This window comes from Mycobacterium sp. NGS58 (genome assembly GCF_059812385.1).
This window is the reverse complement of the sequence record NZ_JCALCO010000026.1, coordinates 56,664-82,393: the sequence shown is the minus strand read 5'-3', so window position 1 is coordinate 82,393 and position 25,730 is coordinate 56,664. Positions and strand designations below refer to the sequence as shown.

30 protein-coding genes and 1 pseudogene are annotated in these 25,730 nt (G+C 66.7%); 13 read left to right on the top strand and 18 right to left on the bottom strand.

What is annotated here, in order from left to right; translation table 11 throughout:
• Positions 1 to 807: DUF1906 domain-containing protein (locus AC5Y4H_RS21885; protein WP_499984966.1), on the bottom strand; the 807-nt coding region annotated here is incomplete at its 3' end.
• Positions 808 to 1,128: 321 nt separating this feature from the next.
• Between AC5Y4H_RS21885 and manT the strand changes: the two genes are divergently transcribed.
• The 3 genes from manT to mmpH are packed head-to-tail and all read left to right on the top strand — an operon-like array spanning position 1,129 to position 4,194.
• Entirely contained in the window at positions 1,129 to 2,379 is a 1,251-nt protein-coding gene (gene manT, locus AC5Y4H_RS21880; protein WP_499984965.1) for an MMP alpha-(1->4)-mannosyltransferase, read from the top strand.
• Positions 2,373 to 3,131, top strand: coding sequence for a class I SAM-dependent methyltransferase (locus AC5Y4H_RS21875; RefSeq protein ID WP_499984964.1), 759 nt, complete (start codon positions 2,373 to 2,375; stop codon positions 3,129 to 3,131). The genes manT and AC5Y4H_RS21875 overlap by 7 nt, the downstream gene beginning before the upstream one ends.
• Positions 3,118 to 4,194 (top strand): MMP endo-(1,4)-3-O-methyl-alpha-D-mannosidase, encoded by a 1,077-nt coding sequence (gene mmpH, locus AC5Y4H_RS21870; protein ID WP_499984963.1) that lies wholly within the window; start codon positions 3,118 to 3,120, stop codon positions 4,192 to 4,194. Before AC5Y4H_RS21875 ends, mmpH begins: the two co-directional genes overlap by 14 nt.
• A gap of 4 nt (positions 4,195 to 4,198) precedes the next feature.
• Here mmpH and AC5Y4H_RS21865 read toward each other — a convergent pair whose 3' ends face one another.
• A complete protein-coding gene (locus tag AC5Y4H_RS21865) occupies positions 4,199 to 4,861 on the bottom strand; it encodes a class I SAM-dependent methyltransferase (protein WP_499984962.1) in 663 nt (220 codons plus the stop codon).
• Positions 4,862 to 5,032: 171 nt separating this feature from the next.
• Between AC5Y4H_RS21865 and AC5Y4H_RS21860 the strand changes: the two genes are divergently transcribed.
• Together AC5Y4H_RS21860 and AC5Y4H_RS21855 are read left to right on the top strand one after the other, a co-directional pair.
• Entirely contained in the window at positions 5,033 to 5,674 is a 642-nt protein-coding gene (locus tag AC5Y4H_RS21860; RefSeq protein ID WP_499984972.1) for a cutinase family protein, read from the top strand.
• A gap of 190 nt (positions 5,675 to 5,864) precedes the next feature.
• A complete protein-coding gene (locus AC5Y4H_RS21855; protein WP_499984960.1) occupies positions 5,865 to 6,506 on the top strand; it encodes a carboxymuconolactone decarboxylase family protein in 642 nt (213 codons plus the stop codon).
• A 149-nt stretch (positions 6,507 to 6,655) separates the two neighbouring features.
• Here the strand turns inward: AC5Y4H_RS21855 and AC5Y4H_RS21850 are convergent, their stop codons facing one another.
• Entirely contained in the window at positions 6,656 to 6,862 is a 207-nt protein-coding gene (locus tag AC5Y4H_RS21850; RefSeq protein ID WP_499984971.1) for a hypothetical protein, read from the bottom strand.
• Positions 6,863 to 7,117: 255 nt separating this feature from the next.
• Between AC5Y4H_RS21850 and AC5Y4H_RS21845 the strand changes: the two genes are divergently transcribed.
• Positions 7,118 to 7,966 carry a glycoside hydrolase family 16 protein gene (locus AC5Y4H_RS21845; RefSeq protein WP_499984956.1) on the top strand — a complete coding sequence of 283 codons (849 nt, stop codon included), beginning with the start codon at positions 7,118 to 7,120 and terminating at the stop codon, positions 7,964 to 7,966.
• Positions 7,967 to 7,995: 29 nt separating this feature from the next.
• Here the strand turns inward: AC5Y4H_RS21845 and AC5Y4H_RS21840 are convergent.
• The 3 genes and pseudogenes from AC5Y4H_RS21840 to AC5Y4H_RS21830 form a co-directional block, all read right to left on the bottom strand.
• A pseudogene (locus tag AC5Y4H_RS21840) lies at positions 7,996 to 8,283 on the bottom strand (class I SAM-dependent methyltransferase); the annotation flags it as partial.
• A gap of 118 nt (positions 8,284 to 8,401) precedes the next feature.
• On the bottom strand, positions 8,402 to 9,082 hold the full coding sequence (locus AC5Y4H_RS21835; protein WP_499984954.1) for a hypothetical protein: 681 nt from the start codon (positions 9,080 to 9,082) through the stop codon (positions 8,402 to 8,404).
• 297 nt (positions 9,083 to 9,379) lie between these two features.
• Positions 9,380 to 10,024: an SOUL family heme-binding protein gene (locus AC5Y4H_RS21830; protein ID WP_499984969.1), complete on the bottom strand. Its 645-nt coding sequence runs from the start codon at positions 10,022 to 10,024 to the stop codon at positions 9,380 to 9,382.
• Positions 10,025 to 10,347: 323 nt separating this feature from the next.
• On the opposite strand from AC5Y4H_RS21830, the gene AC5Y4H_RS21825 reads away from it, so the two are divergent.
• A complete protein-coding gene (locus AC5Y4H_RS21825; protein WP_067357821.1) occupies positions 10,348 to 10,602 on the top strand; it encodes a hypothetical protein in 255 nt (84 codons plus the stop codon).
• 71 nt (positions 10,603 to 10,673) lie between these two features.
• Here AC5Y4H_RS21825 and AC5Y4H_RS21820 read toward each other — a convergent pair whose 3' ends face one another.
• The 5 genes from AC5Y4H_RS21820 to AC5Y4H_RS21800 all read right to left on the bottom strand — a co-directional run bounded on the left by AC5Y4H_RS21820 (position 10,674) and on the right by AC5Y4H_RS21800 (position 15,291).
• A complete protein-coding gene (locus AC5Y4H_RS21820; protein WP_499984952.1) occupies positions 10,674 to 12,128 on the bottom strand; it encodes an aldehyde dehydrogenase family protein in 1,455 nt (484 codons plus the stop codon).
• A 98-nt stretch (positions 12,129 to 12,226) separates the two neighbouring features.
• On the bottom strand, positions 12,227 to 12,637 hold the full coding sequence (locus tag AC5Y4H_RS21815) for a VOC family protein (RefSeq protein ID WP_499984950.1): 411 nt from the start codon (positions 12,635 to 12,637) through the stop codon (positions 12,227 to 12,229).
• A 4-nt stretch (positions 12,638 to 12,641) separates the two neighbouring features.
• Complete coding sequence (locus AC5Y4H_RS21810) at positions 12,642 to 13,091, bottom strand: helix-turn-helix transcriptional regulator (protein WP_499984948.1); 450 nt, start codon at positions 13,089 to 13,091, stop codon at positions 12,642 to 12,644.
• 14 nt (positions 13,092 to 13,105) lie between these two features.
• Entirely contained in the window at positions 13,106 to 14,008 is a 903-nt protein-coding gene (locus AC5Y4H_RS21805) for an NAD-dependent epimerase/dehydratase family protein (protein ID WP_499984946.1), read from the bottom strand.
• Between the two features lie 101 nt (positions 14,009 to 14,109).
• Positions 14,110 to 15,291, bottom strand: coding sequence for an acyl-CoA dehydrogenase family protein (locus tag AC5Y4H_RS21800; protein WP_499984944.1), 1,182 nt, complete (start codon positions 15,289 to 15,291; stop codon positions 14,110 to 14,112).
• A 76-nt stretch (positions 15,292 to 15,367) separates the two neighbouring features.
• Between AC5Y4H_RS21800 and AC5Y4H_RS21795 the strand changes: the two genes are divergently transcribed.
• Positions 15,368 to 15,748, top strand: a complete 381-nt coding sequence (locus AC5Y4H_RS21795) for an NYN domain-containing protein (RefSeq protein WP_499984943.1) — start codon at positions 15,368 to 15,370, stop codon at positions 15,746 to 15,748.
• On the top strand, positions 15,745 to 16,698 hold the full coding sequence (locus tag AC5Y4H_RS21790) for an NAD(P)H-dependent flavin oxidoreductase (protein ID WP_499984941.1): 954 nt from the start codon (positions 15,745 to 15,747) through the stop codon (positions 16,696 to 16,698). The genes AC5Y4H_RS21795 and AC5Y4H_RS21790 overlap by 4 nt, the downstream gene beginning before the upstream one ends.
• 25 nt (positions 16,699 to 16,723) lie before the next feature.
• Here AC5Y4H_RS21790 and tpx read toward each other — a convergent pair whose 3' ends face one another.
• Positions 16,724 to 17,218, bottom strand: coding sequence for a thiol peroxidase (tpx, locus tag AC5Y4H_RS21785; RefSeq protein WP_499984939.1), 495 nt, complete (start codon positions 17,216 to 17,218; stop codon positions 16,724 to 16,726).
• Between the two features lie 110 nt (positions 17,219 to 17,328).
• Between tpx and AC5Y4H_RS21780 the strand changes: the two genes are divergently transcribed.
• Both AC5Y4H_RS21780 and AC5Y4H_RS21775 read left to right on the top strand, forming a co-directional pair.
• Positions 17,329 to 18,279 (top strand): GlxA family transcriptional regulator, encoded by a 951-nt coding sequence (locus AC5Y4H_RS21780; protein WP_499984937.1) that lies wholly within the window; start codon positions 17,329 to 17,331, stop codon positions 18,277 to 18,279.
• An 18-nt stretch (positions 18,280 to 18,297) separates the two neighbouring features.
• A complete protein-coding gene (locus AC5Y4H_RS21775; RefSeq protein ID WP_499984935.1) occupies positions 18,298 to 19,032 on the top strand; it encodes a DJ-1/PfpI family protein in 735 nt (244 codons plus the stop codon).
• A 41-nt stretch (positions 19,033 to 19,073) separates the two neighbouring features.
• On the opposite strand, the gene AC5Y4H_RS21770 is transcribed toward AC5Y4H_RS21775, so the two are convergent.
• On the bottom strand, positions 19,074 to 19,550 hold the full coding sequence (locus AC5Y4H_RS21770) for a nuclear transport factor 2 family protein (protein WP_499984933.1): 477 nt from the start codon (positions 19,548 to 19,550) through the stop codon (positions 19,074 to 19,076).
• Positions 19,551 to 19,608: 58 nt separating this feature from the next.
• On the opposite strand from AC5Y4H_RS21770, the gene AC5Y4H_RS21765 reads away from it, so the two are divergent.
• On the top strand, positions 19,609 to 20,376 hold the full coding sequence (locus AC5Y4H_RS21765) for an SDR family oxidoreductase (RefSeq protein ID WP_499984932.1): 768 nt from the start codon (positions 19,609 to 19,611) through the stop codon (positions 20,374 to 20,376).
• A 17-nt stretch (positions 20,377 to 20,393) separates the two neighbouring features.
• On the opposite strand, the gene AC5Y4H_RS21760 is transcribed toward AC5Y4H_RS21765, so the two are convergent.
• From AC5Y4H_RS21760 to AC5Y4H_RS21750, 3 genes are all read right to left on the bottom strand, one after another.
• On the bottom strand, positions 20,394 to 21,065 hold the full coding sequence (locus AC5Y4H_RS21760) for a hypothetical protein (protein WP_499984929.1): 672 nt from the start codon (positions 21,063 to 21,065) through the stop codon (positions 20,394 to 20,396).
• 35 nt (positions 21,066 to 21,100) lie between these two features.
• Complete coding sequence (locus tag AC5Y4H_RS21755; RefSeq protein ID WP_499984927.1) at positions 21,101 to 22,333, bottom strand: serine hydrolase domain-containing protein; 1,233 nt, start codon at positions 22,331 to 22,333, stop codon at positions 21,101 to 21,103.
• A 70-nt stretch (positions 22,334 to 22,403) separates the two neighbouring features.
• Positions 22,404 to 24,245: a fatty acyl-AMP ligase gene (locus AC5Y4H_RS21750; RefSeq protein ID WP_499984924.1), complete on the bottom strand. Its 1,842-nt coding sequence runs from the start codon at positions 24,243 to 24,245 to the stop codon at positions 22,404 to 22,406.
• A gap of 209 nt (positions 24,246 to 24,454) precedes the next feature.
• Here AC5Y4H_RS21750 and AC5Y4H_RS21745 point away from each other — a divergent pair, with 209 nt between their 5' ends.
• The gene (locus tag AC5Y4H_RS21745; protein ID WP_499984922.1) at positions 24,455 to 24,922 is read left to right on the top strand and encodes an SRPBCC family protein; all 468 of its coding nucleotides are present in this window, start codon (positions 24,455 to 24,457) and stop codon (positions 24,920 to 24,922) included.
• A gap of 57 nt (positions 24,923 to 24,979) precedes the next feature.
• Here the strand turns inward: AC5Y4H_RS21745 and AC5Y4H_RS21740 are convergent, their stop codons facing one another.
• Together AC5Y4H_RS21740 and AC5Y4H_RS21735 are read right to left on the bottom strand one after the other, a co-directional pair.
• Positions 24,980 to 25,345, bottom strand: coding sequence for a hypothetical protein (locus AC5Y4H_RS21740; protein WP_499984920.1), 366 nt, complete (start codon positions 25,343 to 25,345; stop codon positions 24,980 to 24,982).
• Positions 25,346 to 25,466: 121 nt separating this feature from the next.
• A complete protein-coding gene (locus AC5Y4H_RS21735) occupies positions 25,467 to 25,661 on the bottom strand; it encodes a hypothetical protein (protein WP_499984918.1) in 195 nt (64 codons plus the stop codon).
• Between the last annotated feature and the right edge of the window lie 69 nt (positions 25,662 to 25,730).

Below are 25,730 nucleotides of genomic sequence, written 5' to 3'. Positions count from 1 at the left end.
ATCCCACTGCCCGAAGTCCGCGGCGAGGACGTCGTCGACATCGACATTGATGCCGCCCAGCAGCGGGCCCGGATTCCCGGGGCTGTTGACGACCGTTTGGTAGAGCACCGCCGCGGGTTCGCGATCGCCGTGCGACCAGGACCTCGTCTGCCACACCCATTGGTGTCCGGCGCTGGTGGACGGCCCGACGACGCCGTCCCTGATCGCCCATCCGCACACCTGGGCGTCCCCGTAGATGCCGGTGCGGCCCACGCCCAACACCGAGTTGATCCCTCGAAACCATTGCACCGCAAGCGTATTCCACGTGTTGGCATCGATGGCGTCGTCAACGCTGAAGAAGATAGGGGCCGAGTTCGGGCCTCCCGCCGCGGAGTGCAACTGCATGGCGCTATGAGCGTCGGCCACGCCGCCGTCATACCCGCGCGTGAGATCTGACGGATCCGGCCAGCCCGGCTTCCCGTACTGGAAGTTGCTGACGATATGCAGCCCCGCCGCCCGCAGCGCGTCGGCGTAGTCCTTTGTCAGCGGTTTGGCCTCGAAGTTCGCGCCCGGCCGCGACAGCGAAACGTAATTCACCACGCCGTCGTAGCCCGCCGACTTGATCTCATTGGGAGCGATCCTGCGCTCGGCGAAATCGATGAGCTTCATGCCGGCGGCTGACGCCTTCGGGGCGCCGGGGCTTTGGGCCAGCGCGCCCAGGCTCAGCACGGCCGGCGTCAAGGCGTAGGTGCCGGCGTATTTGAGGACCTCGCGCCGCGAGGGCCATCGTTGATCCCCGCGTCCACCCCGGCCGGCCGAATCCCGCACCGCGCGATGGTAACAAAAGCCCACGGCTTCCTTCGGCCGATCTGCGCCGGTCAGCGCTCAGCCGTCGCCCGTCCGGAATCGACCGGCCGGAAAGATCGTGGCCGCTGCCCAGTGGCATGATCTTTGCGTGTCGGACATCCCGGGGGTTGCTTGCGCGCGGGTCCGCGGATTTCCTGCTCGTTGCGCTCGATTAGGTGATCGAACTATAGTCTGGACACATGTCCAATTTGCTGTCACGGAGTTCGGGAGCCCGTTGACCGCGATGTATTCGGCGCCATTCGTTGCCACCCGTGGTCATTTTCCAGCAAAGAAGAGTTGAGTATGCGAATTGCCCTGCTGTCCTACCGTAGTAAGACCCATTGCGGCGGACAGGGCGTCTACGTGCGCCATCTCAGCCACGGCCTGGTCGAACTCGGTCACGACGTTGAGGTGTTTTCCGGACAGCCGTATCCCGACCTGCTCGATCCGCGGGTCCGGCTCACCGAGGTGCCCAGCCTCGATTTGTATCGGGAACCGGACCCGTTTCGGGTGCCGCGGCCGAGCGAAATTCGAGACTCGATCGACCTGCTGGAATTGCTCACCACGTGGACCGCGGGCTTTCCGGAACCGCGGACGTTCACGATGCGGGCGGCGCGGCTACTGGCCCAGCGGGCAACGGATTTCGACGTCGTTCACGACAACCAGAGCCTGGGCACCGGACTGCTCAGCATCGCCGAGGCGGGACTTCCCGTCGTGGCCACCGTGCACCACCCGATCACCCGCGATCGGGTACTGGACCTGGCCGCCGCGCGGTGGTGGCGAAAGCCGTTGGTGCGCCGATGGTATGGGTTCTTGGACATGCAGCAAGAGGTCGCCCGGCACATCCCCGACCTCTTGACGGTCTCGTCGTCGTCGGCGTCGGACATCGTCGCCGACTTCGCCGTCGCGCCGGAGCAACTTCACGTCGTGCCGCTGGGGGTCAACACCGAGCTGTTCAAACCGGGATCCGCCCCCCGCGAGCCCGGGCGCATCATCGCGATCGCCAGCGCCGATACCCCGCTGAAGGGCGTCCGCACCCTGCTGCAGGCCGTCGCCCGACTGCGCACCGTCCGGGATCTCGAGCTGCGGTTGGTCGCCAAGGTGGAGCCGAACGGCCCGACCCACAAACTCATCGCCGAACTCGGGATCTCCGACATAGTGCACATCACCAGCGGGCTGTCCGACGCCGAGCTGGCCGCCTTGTTCGCGTCCGCGGAGGTCGCCTGTATTCCCTCGCTTTACGAAGGGTTTTCGCTGCCCGCGGTGGAAGCCATGGCCAGCGGCACCCCGATCGTCGCCAGCCGGGTCGGCGCGCTGCCGGAAGTCCTTGGGACGGACGGTGCTTGCGCCGAGCTGGTGCCGCCCGCCGACGTGGATGCGCTGACCAGCGCGCTCGGTGAACTCCTGGACTCCCCGGAGAAGCGCCGCAGCCTCGGCAAGGCGGGCCGCACCCGCGCCGTCAACGTCTTCAGCTGGGAGGCCGTGGCCGCTCAGACCGTGCGGGTCTATGAGCGGGCGATCGCGCGCAACGCGGCGGGCGGAGCACGATGCTGACAGTCGATTTCGACCGGCTCGAGATCGGACCGTCGACCACGGTCATCGACGTCGGATGCGGGGCGGGCCGGCATGCGTTCGAAGCGTATCGGCGTGGCGCCGACGTCGTCGCCTTCGACCGCGACGAGGACGAATTGCGTTCGGTGGACGCCATCCTGCGCGCGATGGCCGAAACCGGCGAGGCGCCAGCCGCTGCGTCGGCGAAGGTGGTCGTCGGTGACGCGCTGAAGTTGCCCTACGCCGACCAGACATTCGACTGCGTCATCGCGTCGGAGATTCTCGAACACATCCCCCAGGACGACGCGGCCATCGCCGAGCTGATCAGGGTGCTCAAAGTCGGTGGCACGCTGGCCGTCAGCGTGCCGCGGTGGCTGCCCGAGCAGGTGTGCTGGTTGCTCTCCGACGAGTACCACAGCAACGAGGGCGGCCACGTACGCATCTACCGGGCCAGTGAATTGCGCGGCAAGATCTCCGACGGCGGAATGGAATTGACCCATACCCACCATGCCCACGCGCTGCACTCCCCCTTCTGGTGGCTCAAATGCGCTGTCGGCGTGCAGAACACCGACCACCGTGCGGTCACCGCCTATCACAAACTGCTGGTATGGGACCTGATGCAGCGGCCAAAGGTCACCCAGCTGGCGGAGTCGCTGCTCAATCCACTGGTGGGCAAGAGCGTAGCCATGTACTTCGTCAAACCGCAGGAGGCGAAAAGCCAGGCGACTGAAGGGTATTCAGTTGCATCGGTCTAACCCGCCCGCGGTTCCGGGGGTCCTGACTCCCGGGCAATGTCGACAGACCGCACTCTCCATCGCCGCCGCACAGGAACCATCGGGTGCCATCCCCTGGTTCGAGGGCGGGCACACCGATCCGTGGGACCACATCGAGTGCGCGATGGCGCTCACCGCCGCGGGACTGCTGGAGCCGGCGCGGGCGGCCTTCGCCTGGTGCCGCGACACGCAGCGCCCCGACGGCTCATGGCCCATCCAGTTTCGCGCGGGCGTCATCGAAGACGCCAACAGCGACAGCAACTTCTGCGCGTACATCGGCGCCGGTGTGTGGCACCACGTGCTGGTCACCGGTGATGAGTCGTTCGCGGCCGAGATGTGGCCGGTGGTGCACAAAGCGATCGACTTCGTCATCGACATGCAAATCGGCTATGGCGAGATCGGTTGGGCGCGAAGCGAATCCGGTGTTTTGCCGGAAGCTCTGCTGACCGGGTGCTCGAGCATTTTTCACAGCATCCGGTGCGGGCTTGCCCTGGCTGCTCTGGTCGAAGATCCCCAGCCCGAGTGGGAACTGGCGCTGGGCCGCCTGGGTCACGCCATCTCAGCGCACCCCGAGGCGTTCACCGAAAAGGACCGCTACTCGATGGACTGGTACTACCCGATCCTCGGTAGCGCCCTGCGCGGTCCGGCGGCGGCCGCGCGCATCACGCAGCGCTGGGATGCGTTCGTGGTCGACGGTCTGGGCATCCGGTGCGTCGGCGATCGTCCATGGGTGACCGGTGCCGAAACCTGCGAGCTGGTGATGGCGCTGGACGCGATCGGGCAGCGCGCGGATGCCCACCGGCAGTTCGCCGCGATGCAGCATCTCCGCGAGGACGACGGATCGTATTGGACGGGACTCGTTTTCGCGGACGGCAAGCGCTGGCCCGAGGAGCGCACCACCTGGACCGGCGCGGCGATGATCCTGGCGGCGGACGCCCTGTCGAACACCACCGCCGGCGCGGGAATCTTCCGCGGCGACGAGCTCCCCGTGGGCCTGCAGACCGACTTCGATTGCGAATGCGTCGGCACCGGCCCGGGCCGGTGACCCGCTAGACCTGTGCCCCCGGCCGGCCGCTGACACGTTCGAGCAGCCTCAGCGACCCGGTCGCTGATATCTCCCGGAACTGTCCGGAATCCAGTGCGCGACAGTAGATGTAATAGGGTGGCCGCCCGCCGTCCTTCGGGTCGGGAAAAACGTCGTGGATGACCAGCGCCCCACCGGTGTCGACCCACTTGGCCCAGCCGTCGAAATCCTGGTTCGCGGCCGCCTCGCTGTGGCCGCCGTCGATGAAGAGGAACTGCAGCGGTGTGCGCCATCCCCGCGCCACCAGCGGTGACTTGCCGACGATGGCGACGACGTTGTCGTCCAGTTGGGCGGTATCGAGCGCACGACGAAACGTCGGCAGTGTGTCGAACAAACCCGTGACGTCATCCACCATCGACGCGTCGTGATATTCCCAGCCGGCCTGGTGCTCCTCGGAACCGTGATGGTGGTCGACCGTGTAAAGCACGCTGCCGGTTTGTTGGGCCGCCGCGCCCAGCAACAGGGTGGATTTGCCGCAGTACGTGCCGATCTCGACGCCGATTCCACCGCCGAGGTACCGCAGCGCGGCGGCGTACAGCGCGCGCCCCTCGTCGGCCGGCATGAATCCCTGCACCTGTTCAGCCAGCGCGAACAAGCGCTCGGGCGCATTCGCGTCGACGTGGCTCATTAGCTGAACCTATCGTCTCGCCCGGCACCGCCCCGCACCGCGGTCGTTGTTCGCGCTGAGCGATCACCCGCGGTCTGTATACCGGCTGCCCAGCGCGCGGAGCGGGTTCGCTCTACCATCATTTGCGTGCGCGCCTTGCTTAACGTTGCTGGTGTTGGCCTCGCCGCAGTTATGGCCGCGGCCGCCTCGATCCTGCCCGCAGCGGTGCTTCCTTCCGGTACGCCGGGGTCGGCACCGTCTGCCTCGGCCGCGAACTGCCCGCCGGTGCAGATCGTGTTCGCCCGCGGCCGTAATGAGTCACCCGGCCCAGGTGTGCTGGGCAACGCGTTCATCAGCGATGTGCGCAACAAGGTGAATAAGACCGTGGGTGTATACGCGGTGCAGTATCCGGCCGATACCGAGGTCGCCCAGGGTGCCAACAACATGAGCCACCACGTCCAGGACATGATCAACACCTGCCCCGACACCCGGCTGGTGCTGGGCGGCTACTCGCTGGGCGCGGCGGTCACCGACGTCGTGCTGGCCGCGCCCATCGGCGCGTTCGGGTTCGACAGCCCGCTGCCGGCGGGCGCTGACCAGCACATCGCCGCTGTCGCACTGTTTGGCAACGGGAGCCAATGGGTGGGTCCGATCACCAACTTCAACCCGACCTACAACGACCGGACCATCGAGTTGTGCCACGGCGCGGATCCCATCTGCAACCCGGCCGACCCGAACACCTGGAAGGAAAACTGGCCCCAACACCTCGCCGGCGCCTACATCGACGCGGGCATGGCCAACCAGGCCGCAGACTTCGTCGCCGGCAAGCTCTGATTTACGCGTCGGCCGCGCGCCCGCCCTCTTGACCGCGTAACGCCGCAGACAGCTGGCGAATCCGCCGCTGCGGTCAGTGGTCGACAGCGCCGTACCCGCAGAGAACTACGGTGCGGCAACAGCAGAACCCTACGATCGAATGCAATCTGCGCCATCGCCAGATCCCCGCCGCCAGCCGAGAGGAGGCGCAATGCCGCGTCTGAATCCGATCCCGCGCGATGAAGTCAGCGACGAATTCACGCTGAAGATGTACGACTTCATGTTCGGCGACCGTGATCCGGTGGCGGAGCCGGGCGCTGTCGGTGGCACTCCCGGCAACTGGTGGACGGTGATGGCGCAGTCCCCCGCCGCCCTGCGCCATGCCGTGCGCGGCTTCCGCCTCTACCGTGAAGAGGTCTCGATCCGGGCCGACCACCGCGAATTGGGCCAGATCCGGGCGGGATGGGTGGTGGGCAGCCAGTTCGTCTTCTCGCAACACTGCAAGGCGTGCCGGTCGGCGGGCTTGTCGGAAGAGAAAATCGCGGCCATACCGTCCTGGGAAACCGCCGACTGTTTCGATCACACCGAGCGGTTGTTGCTGGCCTACGCGGATTGCCTTGCCGGCCAACACGGTCGGGTGCCCGAGCGGTTATTCACCCAGCTGCGGGAGGTCTTTACCGACGCCGAGATCCTCGAATTCACTTACACCACCACCATGTACGTAATGCACGCCATCATGTCCCGGGCGCTGCGGCTGGAATTCGACGACGTCGACGACCCGATAGTCGAGGTTGATGACCCAGACGGCGGTGGGGTCCTTGACATCGGCGCCGCGACGTCCGGGCGGGATTGACTACTACGCACGGTAGTAACGTCGGGTTGTCGGATAAATGACTGGATCAGAATACGAGGGCTATCGCACTGAAGAGGCCAATTAGTTGATTGCTCGCGCGCGCTTTGCCACCGGATGTGATTGGGATCACCACGAATTCAGGCGCGAATTCAGGCCGGAGTGTTGGTGCCCGAGTACAGCTTGAAGTCGCGGATCATCGGCGTGACCCGGCCGCCAGTGGCGGCGACGCGCTGGCGGGCGCGGAAAGCCGGGTGGCGACGCATTGCGTCATTGCGTTCGCGTTCGCGCCGCTGAGCTGCGATCCATAACGGATGGGACTGAAGGAAAATAACCGTGCCTTCTGATTTTGTCGCCACGATCGTCAACTCCTTTCAGACCACCCGCAAAAGCTAAAACAGTGGTTATCGGATCGTGATTCCAGAATGCCCGCCGTATCCTGAGACCAAACCACCTGTCAAGATGAGAATTGGCCGTGAATTTGCGTACGCAATCCGTTGCCACTGCAGTGCCGCCGTCCGTCCTGGCCCGGCCGCGATCCGAACGATAGCGGCAGCCGCCGACAATTTGCCGTTTGAACATCGCGCACGGTCGGCTGCTAGGGTTCCTTGCTTATGCCGGAGATCGATCGCCGCCGCATGATTCTGACAACCGGGATCGGGGTGCTGGCAGCCACGCTGCCCGCCCCGAAAGCCTGGGCCTACCCGCCCCGACCGGACACGCCCTCCGGGCGGATACCGCCGCCCGCGGCACCGAGCGGCCAGGCCGGGAACTACATCTTCTCGGACGACTTCGACGGTCCGGCCGGCTCCGCGCCCGACGGGTCGAAATGGGCGATCGCCAAAGCCCGCGAGACGATCAAGGACCCGACCTTTTGGGAGCTGCCCGAGCACATCGGGCAGTACCGCGACGACCGCCGCAACGTGTTCGTCGACGGCAATTCCAACCTGGTGCTGCGCGCCACCAAGGACGGCCCCACCTACTACAGCGGCAAAGTGCAAAGCCTGTGGCGCGGCGGTGTGGGCCACACCTGGGAAGCCCGGATCAAGCTGAACTGCCTGACGCCGGGCGCCTGGCCCGCTTATTGGCTCGGCAATGACGATCAGGGCGAGATCGACGTCATGGAGTGGTACGGCAACGGCAAATGGCCCTCGGCGACCACCGTCCACGCCAAAGCCAACGGTGGCGAATGGAAGACCCACAACATCGCGGTGGACAGCGCCTGGCACACCTGGCGCACGCAGTGGGACGAGGCGGGCATCCGATTCTGGAGGGACTACACCGACGGCGCTGCGCCCTACTTCGACGTGCCGGCGAGCTCGCTGCCGGACTGGCCCTTCAACGGGGCGGGCTACACGGTCTATCCGGTGTTCAACCTGGCAGTGGCCGGATCGGGTGGTGAAGACCCGGGCCCGGGCAGCTACCCCGCCGACATGCTCATCGACTGGATACGCGTCTGGTAGGCGCCTTCGGGGGTTTACCGCCCCGGCATCTAGTGGGTAAGCAGTGCGACCGCGCTCGTGGGTCTGCCGCCAGGACGGCGCAAATCCGTGCGAGGCAGCCATCCCAGTGGGCGCATCCACAGCGGTAGGCGACGCAATCGGTAGGCGGCCTCGAGCACAGACTCCGCTTCGACGGTCCGCCAGCCCAGATCCTCGAAGAAGGCCAGGCCGCTCTCGGGTGCGAACTTGAACGGTGCGTTCGCCGCAATCCCAGCGAGGTTCCTGTTCGTCCGCTTCTTCAGGCCGGGAAACGCGAAATCGAGCATCCACCAGGCGCATCGGGGCGGCCGGATTCTGTCGCCCGGTGCAGCGCCGTCCACCTAGCGATATCGGAAACATTGGTGATCGTGTGCCCAGGACCTGACATGCGTGCGTTATAGCAGTATCGCCGCCGTGCTACTGACCGGCCCGGCCTCCGGCGAACCAGGCGGCGGTCACCGCGCGGGTCGTAGGCGGCGGAAGAACCGCGTCCGGTGCGCCGAGGTGACCGACTTTGACGGTCCACACCGGCGATGAGCGGTCGATGCAGGTTCCCGCGCCCTGGCTGGGCAGCCACAACACAGCAGGGTCGCTCCCGCCGCTGGCGCCGCATCCGTAAACGCCGACGTACCCGTCGGCTCGCCCACCCCAGGCGCCACCGTTGCGCAGGAGGCAATGCGTCCCGTCGTCGAGGGCGAGCGCGAACGGGTCCGGGTTGGCGGTCGGATGCACGGGCGGAAGCTGACCGTCGAACATCACCCGGTGCATCTGCAGGTCCCACGGATTGTCCACGCACAGGAGAGATCCCGGCGTCGAGGGCCAGCAAGTGCCGGCTCCGGCCGCGCTCGGCGAACAGGAGTAGACGTTGTCGGCAACCGCCGACGGCGACGGTTCCGAGCAGACGCTGGCCTGCCCAACGTTACCCGGCCCGGAAGCCACCTTGTAGCCGTTCATCGCTTCTCCGCCGGGCCCGACGGCCATCACGGTGATCACCTCGGTGGGCGGCGGATCGGCGCCCGCGGGCCCCGTCGACGAGGTCGCAATCAGCGCGGTGAGCGCGGCGATCCAGAGGAGCGCCGTGCGGGGCATCGGGTTCATCCAGTCAACCTCCGGTCGATCGGCCCCTTTGTGCAGGGTAGAACGGGAGCGTTCCCGAGGCTATGGCGCGCTGATAATCCGTCAACGGCAAACACGTCGGCGAGCTGGCGGTCATGGTCGGCTGAGCCTCAGCCGAATGCGAGGAGGGCGTAGACGCCCCGCTAGGGCTCGATCGGCGGGAACGCCACAGCGCGGGGTGCAAGGTCCCGAAGAATAAGCCCCGTCCCGGTCAGCGGCCGAGCGTCCACTTTCTGGCTATCCTGACGATTCCGCGAAACCGAACGGCTGTCAAACCGGCTAATCGAGTGCCGATGCCGGATCGATGGGAATTGCGATCTCGTTGCGCCTCCGTATCGGCAACGTCCACGGTGGGTCGTAGAACCAGGCCTCGGGATCTCCAGTTTGTTGAATCCCCTTGTCCTGCAATACCTGCAGTAACTCATTTGTGCGAGCGGTGACCGCCCTGGGGCTGCGGTCGCCACTGAACCGCAGCACCGCAACGGTCGTGGGCGGCACGGTGACGAGGCGGACCTGATCATTTTCGGGCGCGGGAAGGGTCTCCATCGTCCACTGTGCAGGCATGAAAAACCTTATCGACCAGCCACTGTCGGTGGCAGCGGATTGGGCGACAGGTGCGGTCATCGCGATCTGCTCGCCTCGCCGGCTCGGCTGCTGGCTGACGGGTGCCGTCATCGAGATCGATTGATCGCGCCGATTGCCACCGAATATGTATCCCGCCAGTCGGCGGAAACCGACGTTGCGAGCACGGTTCTCGTCGGCGTTCACGGTCGTCTCGGCGGCAATCCGCGGACCGTAATGGCGTATCTCGACGGTGGCGGTGAGCGGTTGGTCGGTGTGCGTCGGCTCCTCGGTACCGACCCGGATGCCTACTACCGCCAGGACCGATTCGGCGATTTGTGCGGCGAGCTTGATCGGACTCATCATGAGTGAATTCGCCTTCCTCTCCAAGGGACGTCGGCCAAAGGGCCGCGACACACACCGCCGCGGATACCCAGGGAAGCGCGTGGGGGCGAGGCGGCAGCGATGACGGCTCTTCATCTAGGTTGACCCACCCTGCGGCTCGGTGCAGCAAGTGGGGTGATTCCCGGACCGCGGTGCCACCCGACTCTTGCCTTCGGGCGCGAAGCGGGGATAACGCAGGGCTTGCCGAACGGAGGGTTTGGGATCGGTAGCCGGCGGGCGGGCCTGTACTTACCGCAACGACGCCACCACGGAGGGGGCGCCCCAGGAAAGGAAGACAGCAGATGAACATCGTGCCGACCAGCATCCAAGAGCAGATCAACCGTGTTGATCGCCAACGGAGCCTGTACATCGGGATCAGCACCGGCCTGCTGGCGATCTGGAGCTTTTACCGGGTGATCTGGATGCTCTACATCGGAATGACTTTCGGCTGGTTTTTCGGCGCGATGGCTTTCCAGTTGGTGCTGTGGGGTGTGATCGGAACCGCCGCCGCGGTGGCCTCCGTCGGGTTCCTCACTCGCTACAACAAGGGTTCTTGACTCGTTTGACGGCAGTCGGAGAGTCCCGGACCTGGTTGGGGTCCGGGACTTTCCGTTGTGGAACAACGGGTCTAGAGCTGAGCCCAGACCGACTTCGTCTTCAGGTAGATCTCGAGGCCCTCTTTACCGAACTCGTGACCCCAGCCGGACTGCTTGTATCCGCCGAACGGCACATCGTGGTCGAAGACCAGCTGGCAATTGACCTGCACGCTGCCGGCCTGCAGTCGCCGCATGATCCGGTGGGCCCGGCCGAGGTTCTCCGTCCATGCGGTGGCCGCCAGGCCGTAGGTGGTGTCGTTGGCCAACGCCACGGCCTCGTCTTCGTCGTCGAACGGCAGGATGGTGACCACCGGACCGAAGATCTCCTGCTGGTACAGCCGCATGTTCGTGTCGACGTTGGTGAGCACCGTCGGGTGCACGAAGTAGCCCTTGCGGTCCAGCCGGTGGCCGCCGGTGACCACTTCGACGCCGTCCTTCTTGCCCTCGTCGATGAAGCCCATGACGCGGTTCAACTGCTTCTGGCTGATCAGCGGGCCGCTGACGCAGCCCTCCTCGCTCGGTGCGCCCAGCTTGAACGAATTCGCCATCATCGCAATGCCTTCCACGACCCGGTCGTAGACGCCGCGCTGGGCGAAGATACGCGACCCGCACACGCAGCCCTGGCCCGAGTGCACGAAGATGCCCAGCGACGCCATCATGATGGCGTTGTCCAGGTTCGCGTCGTCGAAGATCAGCACCGGCGATTTCCCGCCGAGTTCGAGCGTGACCTTCTTCAGGTTGTCCGCCGAGGCCCGCACGATCTCCTTGCCGACCTCCGTCGAGCCGGTGAAGGCGACCTTCTGGACGTCGGGGTGCGCGGTGATGGCGGCGCCCGCAGTGTGGCCGTAACCGGTCAGCAGGTTGACGACGCCCTCGGGGACACCGGCCTCGTGGACGAGCCTGTCCAACAGCAGCGCCGACAGCGGCGTCTCCTCTGCCGGCTTGACGAGCAGGCTGCCGCCGGCGGCCAGGGCCGGGGCAAGCTTCGCGCTCGCGTTGAAGATCGGGCCGTTCCACGGGAAGATCAAGCCCACCACGCTGTACGGCTCTTTGAGCGTGTAGGCGTGCATGTTGACGTAGTTGTCCGTCGCGATGCCGTCGGTCTTCACGTCGTAGGCGACACCGTTGATCTTCGAACACCAGCCGGCGTAGTAGCGGAAGAACTCCGAACAGGTCGACATCTGCAACTGTGCCTGCAGCAACGGCATGCCGGTGTTGAGCGAGTCGAGCTGGGCGAATTCCTCGGCGTGTTCGTCGATCAACTCCCCGATCCGCCAGAGAATCTTGGCGCGCTCGCGGCCCGGAAGCTCTGACCAGACCCCCGACTCGAACGTCGCCTTGGCCCGCGCGGTTGCGTCGTTGACCGCCTCTTGCCCGCAGTCGGGGAATTCGGTGATCGTCTCCTCGGTCGCGGGATCGATGACCGAGATGACGTCACCCGTTCCGGGGCGCTTGCGAAGGTCGTCCAATACCGTCTGCACCGTCATCTGATCCCTTTCGTATTGCCAGTCGTGGCGCCCCGACGCCTCGTGCGCTCGGTGCTGAGCACTTGCTTAGCATTGTGCACACGGCTGGTCAAGCACGCTCAGCGCAGTTCCTGGATCCGGATGAGATTCCCGGCGGGATCACGGACCGCGCAGTCGCGAAGCCCGTACGGCTGGTCGGTGGGCTCCTGGACGATGTCAACATCGCCGGCCTGCAGCCGCTCGAAGGCGCCGTCGAGGTCGTTGGTGGCCAGCAGCAGCGTGGCGTAGCTGCCCTTGGCCATCATCTCGGCGATGGTGCGCCGCTCGTCGTCGGTGATGCCCGGGTTGGCGGCCGGCGGGTTCAAGACGATGGAGGTGTCCGGCTGGTTCGGCGGACCGACCGTGATCCAGCGCATCTTGCCCTTGCCGACGTCGAGGCGGACTTCGAACCCGAGGACGTCACGGTAGAAGGCGAGCGACGATTCCGGGTCGTCATGGGGAAGGAAGCTCGAGTGAATGGTGATGTTCATGCGGTCAGGCTAGGGGCGGTCCGACGGCAGATGCTTCTCGATTCCTGATCGGTCTGGTCACCTGTTTGGCCACGCACGGCGGCATGCCCGCCAGCGCGTCAGCCGATCGGCGGTACGTGCTGGGCGGTACGCCGACCAATTCGGTGAATCGGGTGCTGAAGGTGCCCAACGACGAGCAACCGACCGCGAAGCACACCTCGGTGACGCTCAGGTCGCCGCGGCGCAGCAGGGCCATCGCGCGCTCGATGCGTCGCGTCATCAAATAGGAGTACGGCGATTCGCAGTAGGCGCGCCGGAATTCGCGGCTGAGGTGGCCGGCGGACATGTGCACCCCGCGCGCGAGCGCTTCGACGTCGAGCGGATGCGTGTAGTCGCGGTCGATGCGGTCGCGCACTCGGCGCAGCACGGCAAGCGTGCGCAGACGCTGTTCTGCAGCGTCGGATGTGTTGGTCACCTCGGCTACCGCCCTCAGACGCCGACGAGCTCCGGGTGGAATTTGGCCGCCATGCGGCGAATTCCATCGCGCCAATCGACCGAGGTGCCGCCGATCAATTTGTGCATGCGGTCGATGGTGGTGGGATTGCCGCGCAGCGCTTGTTCGCTCGCCTCGAAGATCGGCTCTTTGCCGACGAGTGACCCGAGGTAGTCGCACCACTCCTGCAGGCTGACCGTCTGGTCGCCGCACCAGTTGACCGTTGTCGCCGGGATGGATGCGACTTCGAGCAGCTTGGGGATGGTTGCGATGATGTCGTCCTCGTGAATCGGGTTGTAGCGGGCGGGCTCTCCGGGTGGGACGGGAATCGGGATGCCGGCCAGCATCATCTCCATGTGATAGAACGGCCAGCCACCGTTGTCGCCGTAGGGGACGTTGAGCCGGGCGATGGTGGTGGGCACGCCGACGATGCGCGCCACCGACCGGGCGACCACTTCTCCGGCGATTTTGGAGATGGAATAGGTGGGAAACAGCGGCTTGTGGTTGTCGCCGAGGGCGGCCCGCTCGCTGCGGGGGTCGTCGTCCGGCGGGTCGTACACGGCGGCCGACGAGCAGTGCAGAAAGGCCTTTGCGTTGCGGCAGTGGGCCATCAGCAGGCCGACCGACTCGGCGTTGGCCGCCAGGTCTTTGTCCCAGCTTCCGCTCTTCGCCACCGCCAGGTTAAGGACATAGTCGAAATCCGTTGGCAGAGCGCTGAAGTCGCCGGCTGCAAGATTCACCTTCTCGCAACGAATCCCAACATTCTCGAGGCGTTCTCGCGCGGCGGGGTCCGTGAAACGCGCGATTCCCCAGACCTCGTTGTCGGCGGCAAGCGCCCGGGCGATGGGGGTGGCGATCTGGCCGGTCGGACCGGTGATCAGGATTTTTGAGCCGCGCATGCGGGCAATGGTAGCGAGGGCCAGGCGCAGTACCTAGATCGAATGCCCCGTCAATGGGCGTGCCGCACCCGGATCGGGTGACTGGCCCGGCGCCCGGCGACTTACAGCCCGGGCTGGTCTTCGATGATGCCCAGCCAGATCTGCGCGACGTCGATGGCGACCTTCTCGCTGATGAAGGCGTGCTGAGTTCCGGTGTAGATGTCGCGGAAGGCGCGCTCCAGCCGGCTGCCTTCACGGATCGAGCTGGTCCCGGCGGCCAGATGCGCCCATTCGGCGCAGCCACGTGCCGTGTCGGTGGCGAAGACGGCGGCCACCCGCATGTCGGCGCGCAGCGCCGGTGTCAGCTCCTCCCCCGCCGCGACCGCCGCCTCGGCCGTGGTGAACGCGTCGAGGACCAACAGGCGGGCCGCACGCCAGGCCGCGCGGTGATGTGCCAGGCCCTTCTGGAAGGTGGGGCGGCTGGCCAGCGACGCCATGTCGCTCATCCGGAACTTCGTCGCGGCCAGCTCCTGGACGTCGTCGAGCATGCTTTTGGCCACGCCCAGCGCCCACGACGCGTGCCCGGCGGCGGTCACGGGCATCAGTCCCATCCGGGTGGCCGGCGACGTCCCCCGGTAGGGCTGCCGCACGAACAGTTCGAACGTGCGGCTCTCGGGAACGAACACCTCCTGAGCGCTGTAGTCGTAGGAACCGGTCCCCTTCAGCCCTTGCACGAACCAGCCGTCGTTGAAACTAATTTCCGCCCGCGGAATCACGGCGACCCGCATCTCGGGAAAACCCTCACTGATCCAGCGCATCTGCCCGTCGTCCGTCGGCAGGAAGCCGGCCGCAATGTATTGCGAGTGACCGATGCCCGACCCAAAGTTCCACGCGCCGGTCACCAGGTAGCCGCCGTCAACGGCGGCGCCTTGTCCGTTGGGAAAGAACTGGCCGCCCATCGTGACCCGGTTGTCATGAGCGGTAAACACTTCGGCGAAACCCTCGTCGGGCAAGTACGCCGCCGCGGCGAAGGACGATGGCAGATTGGCAATCCCTATCCAGCCGAATGACCCATCCTGCCAAGCCATTTCGATCCAGGTTTCGATCATCTCGGTGAAGGACGGCTCGGCGCCGCCGGCCGCGACCGGGTTGAACGCTGACATCAGGCCGCCGGCCCACATCGCATCGACGATCGCCGGGGTGAGGGTACGCAGCCGCTCGGATTCCGCCGCTTCGGCGCGCACCAGGTCCCGCATGCCGCGGGCCAGCGCGACGAGTTCTGTGGTGTCGGCGATCGAGGTCATGAGGGTGACCGTATCAACCACTGATGGCTTAAAGAATGGAAATCACCCGCCGCGGCTCGTCGTTTACGGTGTGGTTGTGCGCTGGATCGTCGACGGAATGAATGTGATCGGAAGTCGTCCCGATGGCTGGTGGAAAGACCGCAACGGTGCCATGGTCACATTGGTGGAAAGGCTGGATCGATGGGCGTCGAGCCAAGGAGAAACGGTGACAGTGGTTTTTGAACGACCGCCGTCGACGGCCGTCACGTCATCGGTGGTCGACGTCGCGCACGCGCCCAGGGCTGCCGCTAATTCGGCCGACGACGAGATCGTCCGGCTTGTCGCGGCCGACGCTGCGCCGCACGACATTCGCGTCGTGACGTCCGATCGAGCGTTGACCGAGCGAGTGCGCGGTCTCGGCGCGTCGGTCCACCGGTCGGAGGGCTTCCGGGACCTCATCGATCCGCGGGGCCGATGACCACCGGTGCCCCAAGCCCCGCACCCAACCGGGTCTGCGCGCTGGCACACATCGACATCCCGATCATCCAGGCGCCGATGACGTACATCGCCGGTGCCCACCTGGCGGCGGCGGTATCGAATGCCGGTGCGCTGGGAATCATCGAGACCACCTCGGACCAGGGCCGTGCCGACCTGCGACGGGTCCGTGAGCTCACCGGCGGGGCAGTCGGCGCGAACATTGCGTTGCTGTTCAACCGTGACCCGGCGATGCTGGAATTGCTTGTCGCCAACGACATTCGGTTCGTGACCACCTCGGCCGGCAGCCCGTCGGTGTTCACCGAACGTCTCCACGACGCGGGCATCACGGTGTTCCACGTGGTGGGCACCCTGGCCGCGGCCAAGAAGGCCGTCGATGCCGGCGTGGACGGGCTGGTGGTCGAGGGCGTCGAAGGAGGCGGATTCAAGAACCGGTTCGGCGCGTCCACCATGGTGCTGCTGCCGTTGGTGGCGGCCCACGTCGACATCCCGATCGTGGCGGCCGGAGGGATCTGCGACGCGCGGTCGATGGCCGCCGCTTTCGTCGTCGGCGCCGAGGCGGTGCAGATGGGCACCCGGCTGCTCGCGTCAGCGGACTCGCCTGTGCACGGCAACCTCAAGCAAGCGGTCATCGAGGCCGACGAGACCGGTACGGTGATGCTCCCCCTCGACGGCACCCGAATGATGCGCGTCATCCGCACGCCCGCCGCCGAGCGGCTCGACACCGCAACGTCTGCCGCAGAGGGGGCCGCGGCATTACAACGCGTGCAGCGGCTCTACTTCGACGGCGACCTGGACGCCAGCGTCGCCAACACCGGTCAGGTGGCCGGCCGCATTCACGACCTGCCGCCCGCCGCCGACATCATCAAGGAGATGTGGAGAGGCTGCCGCGAGGTGCTGGCGGCCACGTCGGAGCGAGTGGGCGAGCCCTAGCTCGAGCCGCCTGGCGTGGCGGAGATCAGCCCGCCGCCGCCAGCGCCGCGTCGTAGTTGGGCTCCTGCGCGATCTCGGGCACCAGTTCGGTGTAGGCGACATTGCCGTCGGCCCCGACCACCACGATGGCCCGGGCGAGCAGTCCGGCCATCGGGCCGTCGGTCATGGTGACCCCGTAATCCTCACCGAAGCTGTCGCGGAACGCCGAACCGCTCTTGACGTTCTCGATGCCCTCGGCACCACAGAATCGCGCCTGTGCGAACGGCAGGTCCTTCGAGACGTTCACCACGGTCGCTCCGCCGCCGGCGGCGCGTTCGTTGAAGGTCCGCACGCTGGTGGCGCACACCGGCGTGTCGATGGACGGAAAGATGTTGAGCACCAACGGCTTACCGTCGAATTGCTCGCTGCTTACCGGGGCCAGATCCCCGCCGACCAGACTGAAGGCCGGGGCTTTGGATCCGACGGCAGGCAGCTCGCCGACAGTATTGATCGGGTTTCCACGCAACGTTATCTGTGCCATGGGCAACAGTCTGCCAAGGCCGCCGTGGCCGCCATGGGGCAGGTCCCATGTCCTAATTGGTGGGATACATGGCGTAGACGACGCACCCCGGCGTGCCCAACACTGAAACCATGCCTCGCAACGTGGTGATCGTCGGCTTCCCCGGCGTGCAGGCGCTCGATGTCGTGGGCCCGTACGACGTGTTCACCGGCGCGTCGCTGTTGACGGGCGGCGGCTACGAGGTCGTGGTGGCCTCGATCGCTGGGCGACCGGTCCAGACGGCCACGGGCCTGGCCTTCGTGGCGTCCCCCCTGCCGAACCCCGACGACCCGATCGACACGGTCGTGTTGCCCGGAGGCGCCGGCGTCGACGCGGCCCGTGCCGATGCGGACCTGGTCGCCTGGATCAAGGCCGTCGCCGCACACGCCCGGCGCATCGTGACGGTGTGCACCGGCGCGTTTCTCGCGGCCGAGGCGGGCCTGCTGGACGGGCACCGGGTGACCACCCATTGGGCCTTCGCCGAGCGGCTCGCCGAGCAATTCCCCGCCATCGACGTCGATGCCGACCCGATCTTCGTGCGGAGCTCGGACACCGTATGGACGGCCGCGGGCGTCACCGCGGGCATCGACCTCACGCTCGCGCTGATCGAGGACGACCACGGCACCGAACTCGCACAGACGGTCGCGCGCTGGCTCGTGCTGTATCTGCGCCGACCGGGCGGCCAGACGCAGTTCGCGGCGCCGGTGTGGATGCCGCGCGCCAGGAGGGACTCGATCCGCGAGGTGCAGGAGACGATCGAGGCCGAACCGGGCAGCCCGCACAGCATCGAGGATCTGGCTCGCCGGGCCGCGATGAGCCCGCGCCACTTCACCCGGGTGTTCACCGCCGAAATCGGTGAGGCGCCCGGCCACTACGTCGAACGCATCCGGACCGAAGCCGCTCGCCGGCAGCTAGAGGAGACCGACGACACCGTCGTCGCGATCGCCGCCCGGTGTGGCTTCGGCACGGCGGAAACCATGCGACGCAATTTCCTTCGCCGCGTAGGCATTTCGCCCGACCAGTACCGCAAGGCCTTTGCCTGACACCGAAAGGACGACACCATGACCCAAATCGCCATCGTGGCCTATCCGGGATTCACCGCGCTCGACATGATCGGTCCCTACGAGGTGCTGCGCAACCTGCCCGGCGCCGAGGTGCGCTTCGTGTGGCACGAAGCAGGGCCGATCACCGCCGACTCCGGTGTGCTGGTCATCGGCGCCACCCACTCACTTGCCGAAACCCCGTCCCCCGACGTGATTCTCGTTCCCGGAGGTCCATCGACGCCGGTCCATGCCCGTGACGAGGCGCTGCTCGACTGGTTGCGCCGGGCACACCAGAGCGCGGGCTGGACGACATCGGTGTGCTCGGGGTCGGTGATCCTGGCGGCCGCCGGCCTGCTCGACGGCCGGCGTGCGACGTCGCACTGGCTGACCGTCCCCGCTCTGAAGGCCTTCGGCGCGGTTCCCGTGGCCGACGAACGGATCGTGCATCAGGACGACATCGTCACCTGTGCGGGCGTGTCCGCCGGGCTCGACCTCGCGCTGTGGCTGGCCGGACGGATCGGCGGCGAATCCCGCGCAAAGGCGATTCAGCTCGCGCTCGAATACGATCCGCAGCCGCCTTTCGACTCGGGTCACATGTCGAAGGCGTCCGCGACCACGAAGGCCGCCGCGACGGCGCTGCTCTCCCGCGACAGCGTCAAACCCGCCAACGTGAAGGCCACGACCTTGCTCGCCTGGGAGCAGGCGCTGAGCAAGGTTCGGTCGCGGCGGGTGCGCGCGCGTGTCGCTGGGTGATCGGCCCCGGAGCGCGGCCACCGCGGGAAGGGCTTCCGGCGTCAAGCGCCGGGTTGCAGGATCTCCGTCGTGGCGAGCTGCCCGCCGGCCTGCATCCAGGCCGCAACGACACCGGGAGCGTCACGGTCGGGGTTGTAGATGTCTTCCTCGCTGGAGAACAGCCCGTCGCCCGCGTAAACCAGCCGGGTCCAGTTCGGGAACCAAAACGGCTCACCTTTCGGGTCGGTCGGGTGGTCCAGCAGGTTCTTGATCATGACGACGACCGCGTCGTTGTCGTCGTCATGAGCGACCCAGTCACTGGGAAAACGCATGTGCGGGAACGGCGCCATCACCGCGACGATCCAGTCGCGGACCGCCTCGCGCCCGTGAAAGACACCGTAGTGATGCTCGGTATAGACGACGTCCTCGGTGAACAGGTCCGCAAACGGTCGCCAGTCGCCCGAGGCGCTGCACCCTTCGACGACGTTGGTGTAGTTATCGACGGCGTTATCGATTTCTTCCCTGCTGAATTTGCCCATAGCGCACACACTAGAACGTGTTTCGGTTTTGGGTCGCTCGTATGAATGGGGATCTCGGATGAGCGTCATGGACTTGTTCAGCCTGCGCGGCAAGAAGGCGTTGGTCACCGGGGCGTCCAGCGGGATCGGCAGGAAGGTGGCCCAGGCCTACGCAGAAGCCGGCGCCCATGTGGCCATCGCGGCCCGGAATATCGAGGCCTTGGAAAGCGTCGCGGCCGAGCTGGCGGACGGCGACGGCAAGGTGGTGCCGATCCGATGCGACGTGACCCGGCCCGAACAGGTGAACAGCATGGTGGATCGGGCCGTCGCGGAGCTGGGCGGCATCGACATCGCGGTCTGCAACGCCGGCATCATCACGGTCGTCCCGATGCTGGAGATGTCGCCGGAAGAATTCCAGCGCATCCAGGACACCAACGTGACCGGTGTGTTCCTGACCGCGCAGGCGGCGGGCCGGGCGATGGTGGCCCAGGGGTGCGGCGGTGTCATCATCAACACCGCCTCGATGTCGGGCAGCATCATCAACGTGCCGCAACAGGTCGGCCACTACTGCGCCTCCAAGGCGGCCGTCATCCACATGACCAAGGCGATGGCAGTCGAGTTGGCGCCGCACAACATTCGGGTCAACAGCGTCAGCCCCGGCTACATCCTGACCGAGCTCGTCGAACCGCTGACGGAGTATCACCGCCAATGGGAGCCGAAGATACCGCTCGGCCGCATCGGGCGGCCCGAAGAACTCACCGGCCTGTACGTGTATCTGGCCAGCGAGGCTTCCAGTTACATGACCGGTTCGGACGTCGTGATCGACGGCGGATACACCTGCCCGTAGGCGATGCGCTCAGTCGGCTATCGTTCCAGCTCGCCGGAGATCCCGCGCTCGAGGTTCGCCTGTGTCGCGGATGGCAGAACCAGCAGGCCGTCGAGTTCGTTGCGCGCCAGATCGTAGGCGCGCTGGCGTTCGTGCGCGGCGGCCGCGGGGTCGGCCGCGACCCGTAACAAGCTCTGCGCCCGCGCAATTCGCTGCTGATCGGCCCGGGAGAAATCGTTACGGCGTCTGCGGATCGCTTCGGCCTCCGCGGCGTTGAACGCCGTGACGTAATCCTCGACGGCGGCCATGTATTGCGCGGCACCTTCGCGGTCGTCGAGCAGGTCCTCGGCCTTGACGGGGCGCAGGAAGTCGGCCCGCAGCTTGGCTTTGTGGAATGCGATCGTGTTTGCGTCGCGCATGTCGGTCATCAGCGGGAAGTCCAGCAGCTTGGCGATGTCGAGTTCGTACTCGAGCCAGCGCGCGTCCGTGCGGCCGTGCTCGTCGAGCACCCGCCGCACCGAACGCCACTGCGCCGCCTGATTCACAGCCCCGCCGTCGGTGGCGGGTGGGTCGGTGGGTCGTGCCCGGTCGATGTCCCGCGATGGCGCATCGGTGTGTCGTCGGCCGAACGCCCGCACTGCGGCGACGATCGCGCCCGTCAGCGGCAGGATCACGATCAAGAGCTCCGCCAACCGGATTATCAGGCCCACATGGCCAGGATGCCACCACGAGCGGCGGCTTTCGGTCAGCTCTGCGGGCGCACCCCGAGCACATCGCGGAACAATGCCTGCCGCAAGGCCAGTTCACGCGGATCGCTCCAGAGGTGGAATCCGAGCCTGTTCATCACGTAGGCGAATCCGACGCCGGTGTCCGGATCGGCGCATCCGAACGATCCCCCGAAGCCCGGGGTGCCGAAAGCCTTTCCCGACGACCCGAACGCGAAGTGCGGGACGGGCTTACAGAAACCGAGCGAATATGCCACATCGATGTGCATCACCTTGTCCCGCACGCCCTGGCTCGGCGGCATCGCCGGCGCGGTCAACGCATCGAGCGTTGCCGGGCTCAGCGGAACCTCGCTGCCGCCGCAGGCGGCGCTGCCGTACATGCGCGCGACCGACCTGGCGGTACCGATGCCGTTGGCCGACGGGATCTCGACCGCCCTGACGTCGTCGCGGTTGTAGTCCCCGTTGAACGGGTTGACGCCACGCGGCACCGCGATGGTCCGTGCCGTCAGGCCGATCGGGTTGAGCGACGCGCCCACGAATCCAGGGGGCATGACGCCCAGATGCAGCATCGTTTCCGCGCGGGCCCAGTTGTGAATATGGGCGACTCGGGTGCGGTCGACCGACTCCGGCAGGCCGATGTGCAGGTCCAGTCCCGCCGGCGCGGCGATCTCGTCGGCCATGAACCGGCCCAGCGTGCGCCCGGCCGGATCGGTCCGGCGGATCAGCTCCGACTCATACCAGCCGAGCGTGATCGCGTGATAGCCGTGCCGGGTGCCCGGTCGCCAGGCCGGCGCCTGGGCCGCCAGGATCGGCGACAGCCGCCGCGGATCGGCCACGTCGGCCAGCGTCGGCTTCGGTTTCAGCGCGCAGACCCCGGCCTGATGGGCCAGGAGTTGGCGGACGGTGACCTCGCCCTTGCCCGCTTGCGCGAATTCCAGCCAGTAGTCGGCCACCTTGGCGTCGTAGGAGATGAGCCCGCGCGATACCGCCGCCGCCACGACCAGGGCGGCGACGCCTTTGGTCGTGGAGAACATATTCACCATCGTGTCGGCCTGCCACGGGTCCCGGGTCAGCCCGTTGCGGTACCCGCCCCACAGGTCGACTACCTTGGCGCCGTCGCGGTAGACGGCGACGGCCGCACCGACTTCGGCGCCGTCGCGAAAGGTCGCACGAAAAGCGTCGGCCACTTTGCCGTAGCCCGCCTCCACGTCGCCGCCGATCGAATCCGGCGACACCCTCATCTTGAGAACCATCTCGCGCCTCCGAGTGGAGACTAGCCAGCCCGGCGGGCGTGCAGGGTCTTTTGCGGGTTCGACCCGCCGATCAGCGGACGCCGAGGGTGCCGCCGAGATATTCGGCCCGACAGGCCCTGCGGGCCAGCTTGCCGCTGGTGGTGCGTGGGATGGCACCGGCAGGTAGGAGGCGCACGTCCGAGACGGTCAGACCGTGCCGCTGCGCGACCGCTGCGCGGATTGACTCGATCGCCGGTTGTGGATCCTGGCGGCTGGTGCCCGCGGCACGTTCGGCCACGACGACGAGCCGGGCGGCATCCCGGGCATCGCCGTCCGGCACGGCAAACGCCGTCACGTATCCGCGCCGCACGATTTCGGATGCTTCGGCGACGGTGGCCTCGATGTGTTGCGGGTAGTGGTTGCGGCCGTCGATCGTCACCAGGTCCGCGATCCGGCCGCTCACGTACAGCTCGCCGTCGAGATACACGCCCAAGTCGCCGGTGCGCAACCAGGTGCGGTCCAGATCGGCGCCCTGCGCGTGGCTGCCGTCGGCGAGCCGCGATCGCAGCACGGCGCCGAACGCCCGCCGCGTTTCGTCGGGCAGCCCCCAGTAGCCGCGCCCGAGGTTGTTGCCCTGCAACCAGATTTCACCCACCGCGCCGTCCGGCAGCTCGGATCCGCCTGCGGTATCGACGATGACGGCCCATTCGCTGCGGGCGACTTGGCCGCACGACACCTGCGCGACGGCGTTGGGCGAATCCGCGTCGACGGGCACCGCGTGTCCAGCGCCCAGGCCTTCGCGGTCCAAGTACACCGCCGTCGCCTCGGCGGCAGGGGCGATGGTCGCGACGAACAACGTTGCCTCGGCGATTCCGTAGGACGGTTTGAACGCGGTCTTCGGCAACCCGTACGGCGCAAACGCCTTGTTGAAGGCCTTGATCGCGTCGATGCTGACGGGTTCGGAACCGATGATCATCACCACGTTGCGCAGGTCGATGTCGTCACCGCGGCTGGGCATGCCGCGCTGCGCGGCCCACTCATAAGCGAAGTTCGGTGCGGCGGTGACGACGTTGCCCTGCCGGGACCCGTCGGACAGGGCCTGGATCCATCGCTGGGGCCGTCGGACGAACGCGGTCGGCGACATCAGCGTGGAGTGGCCGCCGTAGACGGCCGGGAACCCGATCATCGATAGACCCATGTCGTGATACAGCGGTAACCAGCTGACGCCGTGGGTGTTTCGGTCCAGCAGGTCGATCGACAGAATCATCTGCACCAGGTTGGTGCCCACCGCGCGGTGGGTGATTTCGATACCGACCGGGGGCCGGGTCGAGCCCGACGTGTACTGCAGGTGTGAGACGTCGTCCATGCCGAGCTCGGTGGGCACGAACGACTCCCCCGCCGAGTCTGGTATCTCATCGATCGCGATCACCCGCGGCCGGCGCAGGTGCGGGTGGCCGTCGAGGAACTTCTCCACCGCCTCTCGGGCGGGCGTCGTCGTGAGTAGGACGGTGGGCTCGGAATCGCGCAGTGCGGTATCAAGCCGTTCCGCGTGTCCCGGCAGTTCCGGCGCGAATAACGGGACGGCGATGGTCCCGGCCTTGACCGCCGCGTAGAAGCCGGCGATGTAGTCGATGCCCTGCGGCGCGAGGACCGCAACGCGCTCACCACGGCTCGCGACGTGCTGAATGCGCGCGCCGACGGCTTCCAGCCGGACACCGAACCGGCTCCACGTCACCTCGTCGGCATCCCCGTCGGCCGACCGGCTGTAGTCGAGATAGCGATACGCCACGGTGTCACCGACGTTCGCGATGTTGCGGTCGATGAGCGATATCAGGTTGACCCCGGGTGGCAGCGCGACACCGCCCGCCTCGTCCAGGCAGTCCTCGATCCGAAGCAGGCCATCTGGGCCGTCCCGGCCGGAATCGCGATTCATCACTGCAGTCTAGGCAGGCCGATCCGACGATCCCTCGGCGGTGAATCGGCAAACATGAAGAGCGGCGGGCGCATTCGCCGATTCCGGCGGGCGTTCGATCAGCGGGCGGCCGGCCACGATCAACCCGATCCGGCCGATACCCGGGGCGGGCGGTAGCCTACGGCCAGCGGCGTCCAGGGCCGTGCGTTTTGCAACCATCAGGAGTTGTCATGTCGGGCCGCAACTATGCCTTCGAAGTCACCCGCACCAGCAGCGCGCCCCCCGCGACTGTCTTCCGGCTGGTGGCCGACGGAGCAAATTGGTCGCGGTGGGCCAAGCCGATCGTGGTGCACTCGAGTTGGGCCCGCGAGGGCGATCCCGCCCCGGGCGGCATCGGAGCGATCCGCAAGGTGGGCATGTGGCCCGTCTATGTGCAGGAGGAAACGGTCGAGTACGAGCAGGACCGTCGCCACGCCTACAAGTTGGTAGGTCCCCCCAGCCCGGCGAAGGACTACACCGGCGAGGTGGTCCTCACGCCGAATGCGGCGGGCGGAACCGACATCCGCTGGACCGGCTCATTCACCGAGGGCGTTCGCGGGACGGGCCCGCTGATGCGCGCCGCGATGGGCGGCGCCGTCCGGTTCTTCGCCAGCCGGCTGGTCAAGGCGGCCGAGCGCGAATCCAACGGCGGCCGATAGCTTTCCGCACAGCGCATGACGGCCGCGCAAAGCGGCCGCCACGCTCGCATTCACGATTTACGGGTTGTTGAACTGGTTCTCGTAGGTCTGTTGCTGCTGCATGTCCTGGTTGAACTGCTGCTCGGCCTCGTCGTTCTGTTCTTGGGCCTGTTGCATGGACTGTTGCAGCTGCTGCTGATTCAGCTGCTGCTGCAGCTGGGCTTGATCGTCGTCGTCATCGGTGGCGAAGCCGCCGGCCTGGGGTGAAAGGGCCAGGTCCGTCAGACGCACCGATCCGGACGACACGGTGGCTCCGTTGGGCTGGGGCTGCCCCGCGTCGTACAGGGCCAGGAGGGCTACGGTCGCCGCGCCCGCAAGAAGGAGGCGCGTTACTCGGCGACGGCATCCGCCGCCGATCCTCGGGTGAGGGGTGTTGGTCGTCATCCTTCAGGTATGCGCCGCATCCTTAGCCGCCCCCTGAGACCCGGCTGTCGTCTCGATATGAGGATGCCGACCGCGCACCCCGCAACGTCCGTCGCGCCTATCGCCGTCAGGCGATGTCGGTTCAGGCCGGTACCTGAAGGAGAAATTCCCAACCGGAGTGCGCCGCCAGATGTTCATCCGCAACGTCGGCGGATGGCACCGGATGACGTAGCTGCAGCTCCCGAGCCCGAGCTGCGCGGCGAAGCGCCGCCAAACGGGTGGCCGCGATCGTCTGCAGATCCTTGTCGATGACGCGCATCGCGTGTTGCCTGAACATGAGGCCGGTCCCTCCAGAGCGACGGTCGCCCGCTTTTTGGCGTTTACCCAGCTGAGCTGCTTTTTAAGC

What these genes read in the sequence shown, in the direction of transcription:
- manT (WP_499984965.1), top strand. Translation starts at nt 1,129, where the DNA reads ATGCGAATTGCCCTGCTGTCCTACCGTAGTAAGACCCATTGCGGCGGA.
- AC5Y4H_RS21800 (WP_499984944.1), bottom strand. Translation starts at nt 15,291, where the DNA reads ATGACCTCGATCGCCGACACCACAGAACTCGTCGCGCTGGCCCGCGGC.
- AC5Y4H_RS21745 (WP_499984922.1), top strand. Translation starts at nt 24,455, where the DNA reads ATGTCGGGCCGCAACTATGCCTTCGAAGTCACCCGCACCAGCAGCGCG.
- AC5Y4H_RS21805 (WP_499984946.1), bottom strand. Translation starts at nt 14,008, where the DNA reads ATGCGCGGCTCAAAAATCCTGATCACCGGTCCGACCGGCCAGATCGCC.
- AC5Y4H_RS21775 (WP_499984935.1), top strand. Translation starts at nt 18,298, where the DNA reads ATGACCCAAATCGCCATCGTGGCCTATCCGGGATTCACCGCGCTCGAC.
- AC5Y4H_RS21830 (WP_499984969.1), bottom strand. Translation starts at nt 10,024, where the DNA reads ATGAGTCCGATCAAGCTCGCCGCACAAATCGCCGAATCGGTCCTGGCG.
- AC5Y4H_RS21860 (WP_499984972.1), top strand. Translation starts at nt 5,033, where the DNA reads ATGGCCGCGGCCGCCTCGATCCTGCCCGCAGCGGTGCTTCCTTCCGGT.
- AC5Y4H_RS21865 (WP_499984962.1), bottom strand. Translation starts at nt 4,861, where the DNA reads ATGAGCCACGTCGACGCGAATGCGCCCGAGCGCTTGTTCGCGCTGGCT.
- AC5Y4H_RS21740 (WP_499984920.1), bottom strand. Translation starts at nt 25,345, where the DNA reads ATGACGACCAACACCCCTCACCCGAGGATCGGCGGCGGATGCCGTCGC.
- tpx (WP_499984939.1), bottom strand. Translation starts at nt 17,218, where the DNA reads ATGGCACAGATAACGTTGCGTGGAAACCCGATCAATACTGTCGGCGAG.
- AC5Y4H_RS21755 (WP_499984927.1), bottom strand. Translation starts at nt 22,333, where the DNA reads ATGGTTCTCAAGATGAGGGTGTCGCCGGATTCGATCGGCGGCGACGTG.
- AC5Y4H_RS21780 (WP_499984937.1), top strand. Translation starts at nt 17,329, where the DNA reads ATGCCTCGCAACGTGGTGATCGTCGGCTTCCCCGGCGTGCAGGCGCTC.
- AC5Y4H_RS21815 (WP_499984950.1), bottom strand. Translation starts at nt 12,637, where the DNA reads ATGAACATCACCATTCACTCGAGCTTCCTTCCCCATGACGACCCGGAA.
- AC5Y4H_RS21820 (WP_499984952.1), bottom strand. Translation starts at nt 12,128, where the DNA reads ATGACGGTGCAGACGGTATTGGACGACCTTCGCAAGCGCCCCGGAACG.
- AC5Y4H_RS21735 (WP_499984918.1), bottom strand. Translation starts at nt 25,661, where the DNA reads ATGTTCAGGCAACACGCGATGCGCGTCATCGACAAGGATCTGCAGACG.
- AC5Y4H_RS21750 (WP_499984924.1), bottom strand. Translation starts at nt 24,245, where the DNA reads ATGAATCGCGATTCCGGCCGGGACGGCCCAGATGGCCTGCTTCGGATC.
- AC5Y4H_RS21855 (WP_499984960.1), top strand. Translation starts at nt 5,865, where the DNA reads ATGCCGCGTCTGAATCCGATCCCGCGCGATGAAGTCAGCGACGAATTC.
- AC5Y4H_RS21825 (WP_067357821.1), top strand. Translation starts at nt 10,348, where the DNA reads ATGAACATCGTGCCGACCAGCATCCAAGAGCAGATCAACCGTGTTGAT.
- AC5Y4H_RS21875 (WP_499984964.1), top strand. Translation starts at nt 2,373, where the DNA reads ATGCTGACAGTCGATTTCGACCGGCTCGAGATCGGACCGTCGACCACG.
- AC5Y4H_RS21845 (WP_499984956.1), top strand. Translation starts at nt 7,118, where the DNA reads ATGCCGGAGATCGATCGCCGCCGCATGATTCTGACAACCGGGATCGGG.
- AC5Y4H_RS21790 (WP_499984941.1), top strand. Translation starts at nt 15,745, where the DNA reads ATGACCACCGGTGCCCCAAGCCCCGCACCCAACCGGGTCTGCGCGCTG.
- AC5Y4H_RS21770 (WP_499984933.1), bottom strand. Translation starts at nt 19,550, where the DNA reads ATGGGCAAATTCAGCAGGGAAGAAATCGATAACGCCGTCGATAACTAC.
- AC5Y4H_RS21765 (WP_499984932.1), top strand. Translation starts at nt 19,609, where the DNA reads ATGAGCGTCATGGACTTGTTCAGCCTGCGCGGCAAGAAGGCGTTGGTC.
- AC5Y4H_RS21835 (WP_499984954.1), bottom strand. Translation starts at nt 9,082, where the DNA reads ATGAACCCGATGCCCCGCACGGCGCTCCTCTGGATCGCCGCGCTCACC.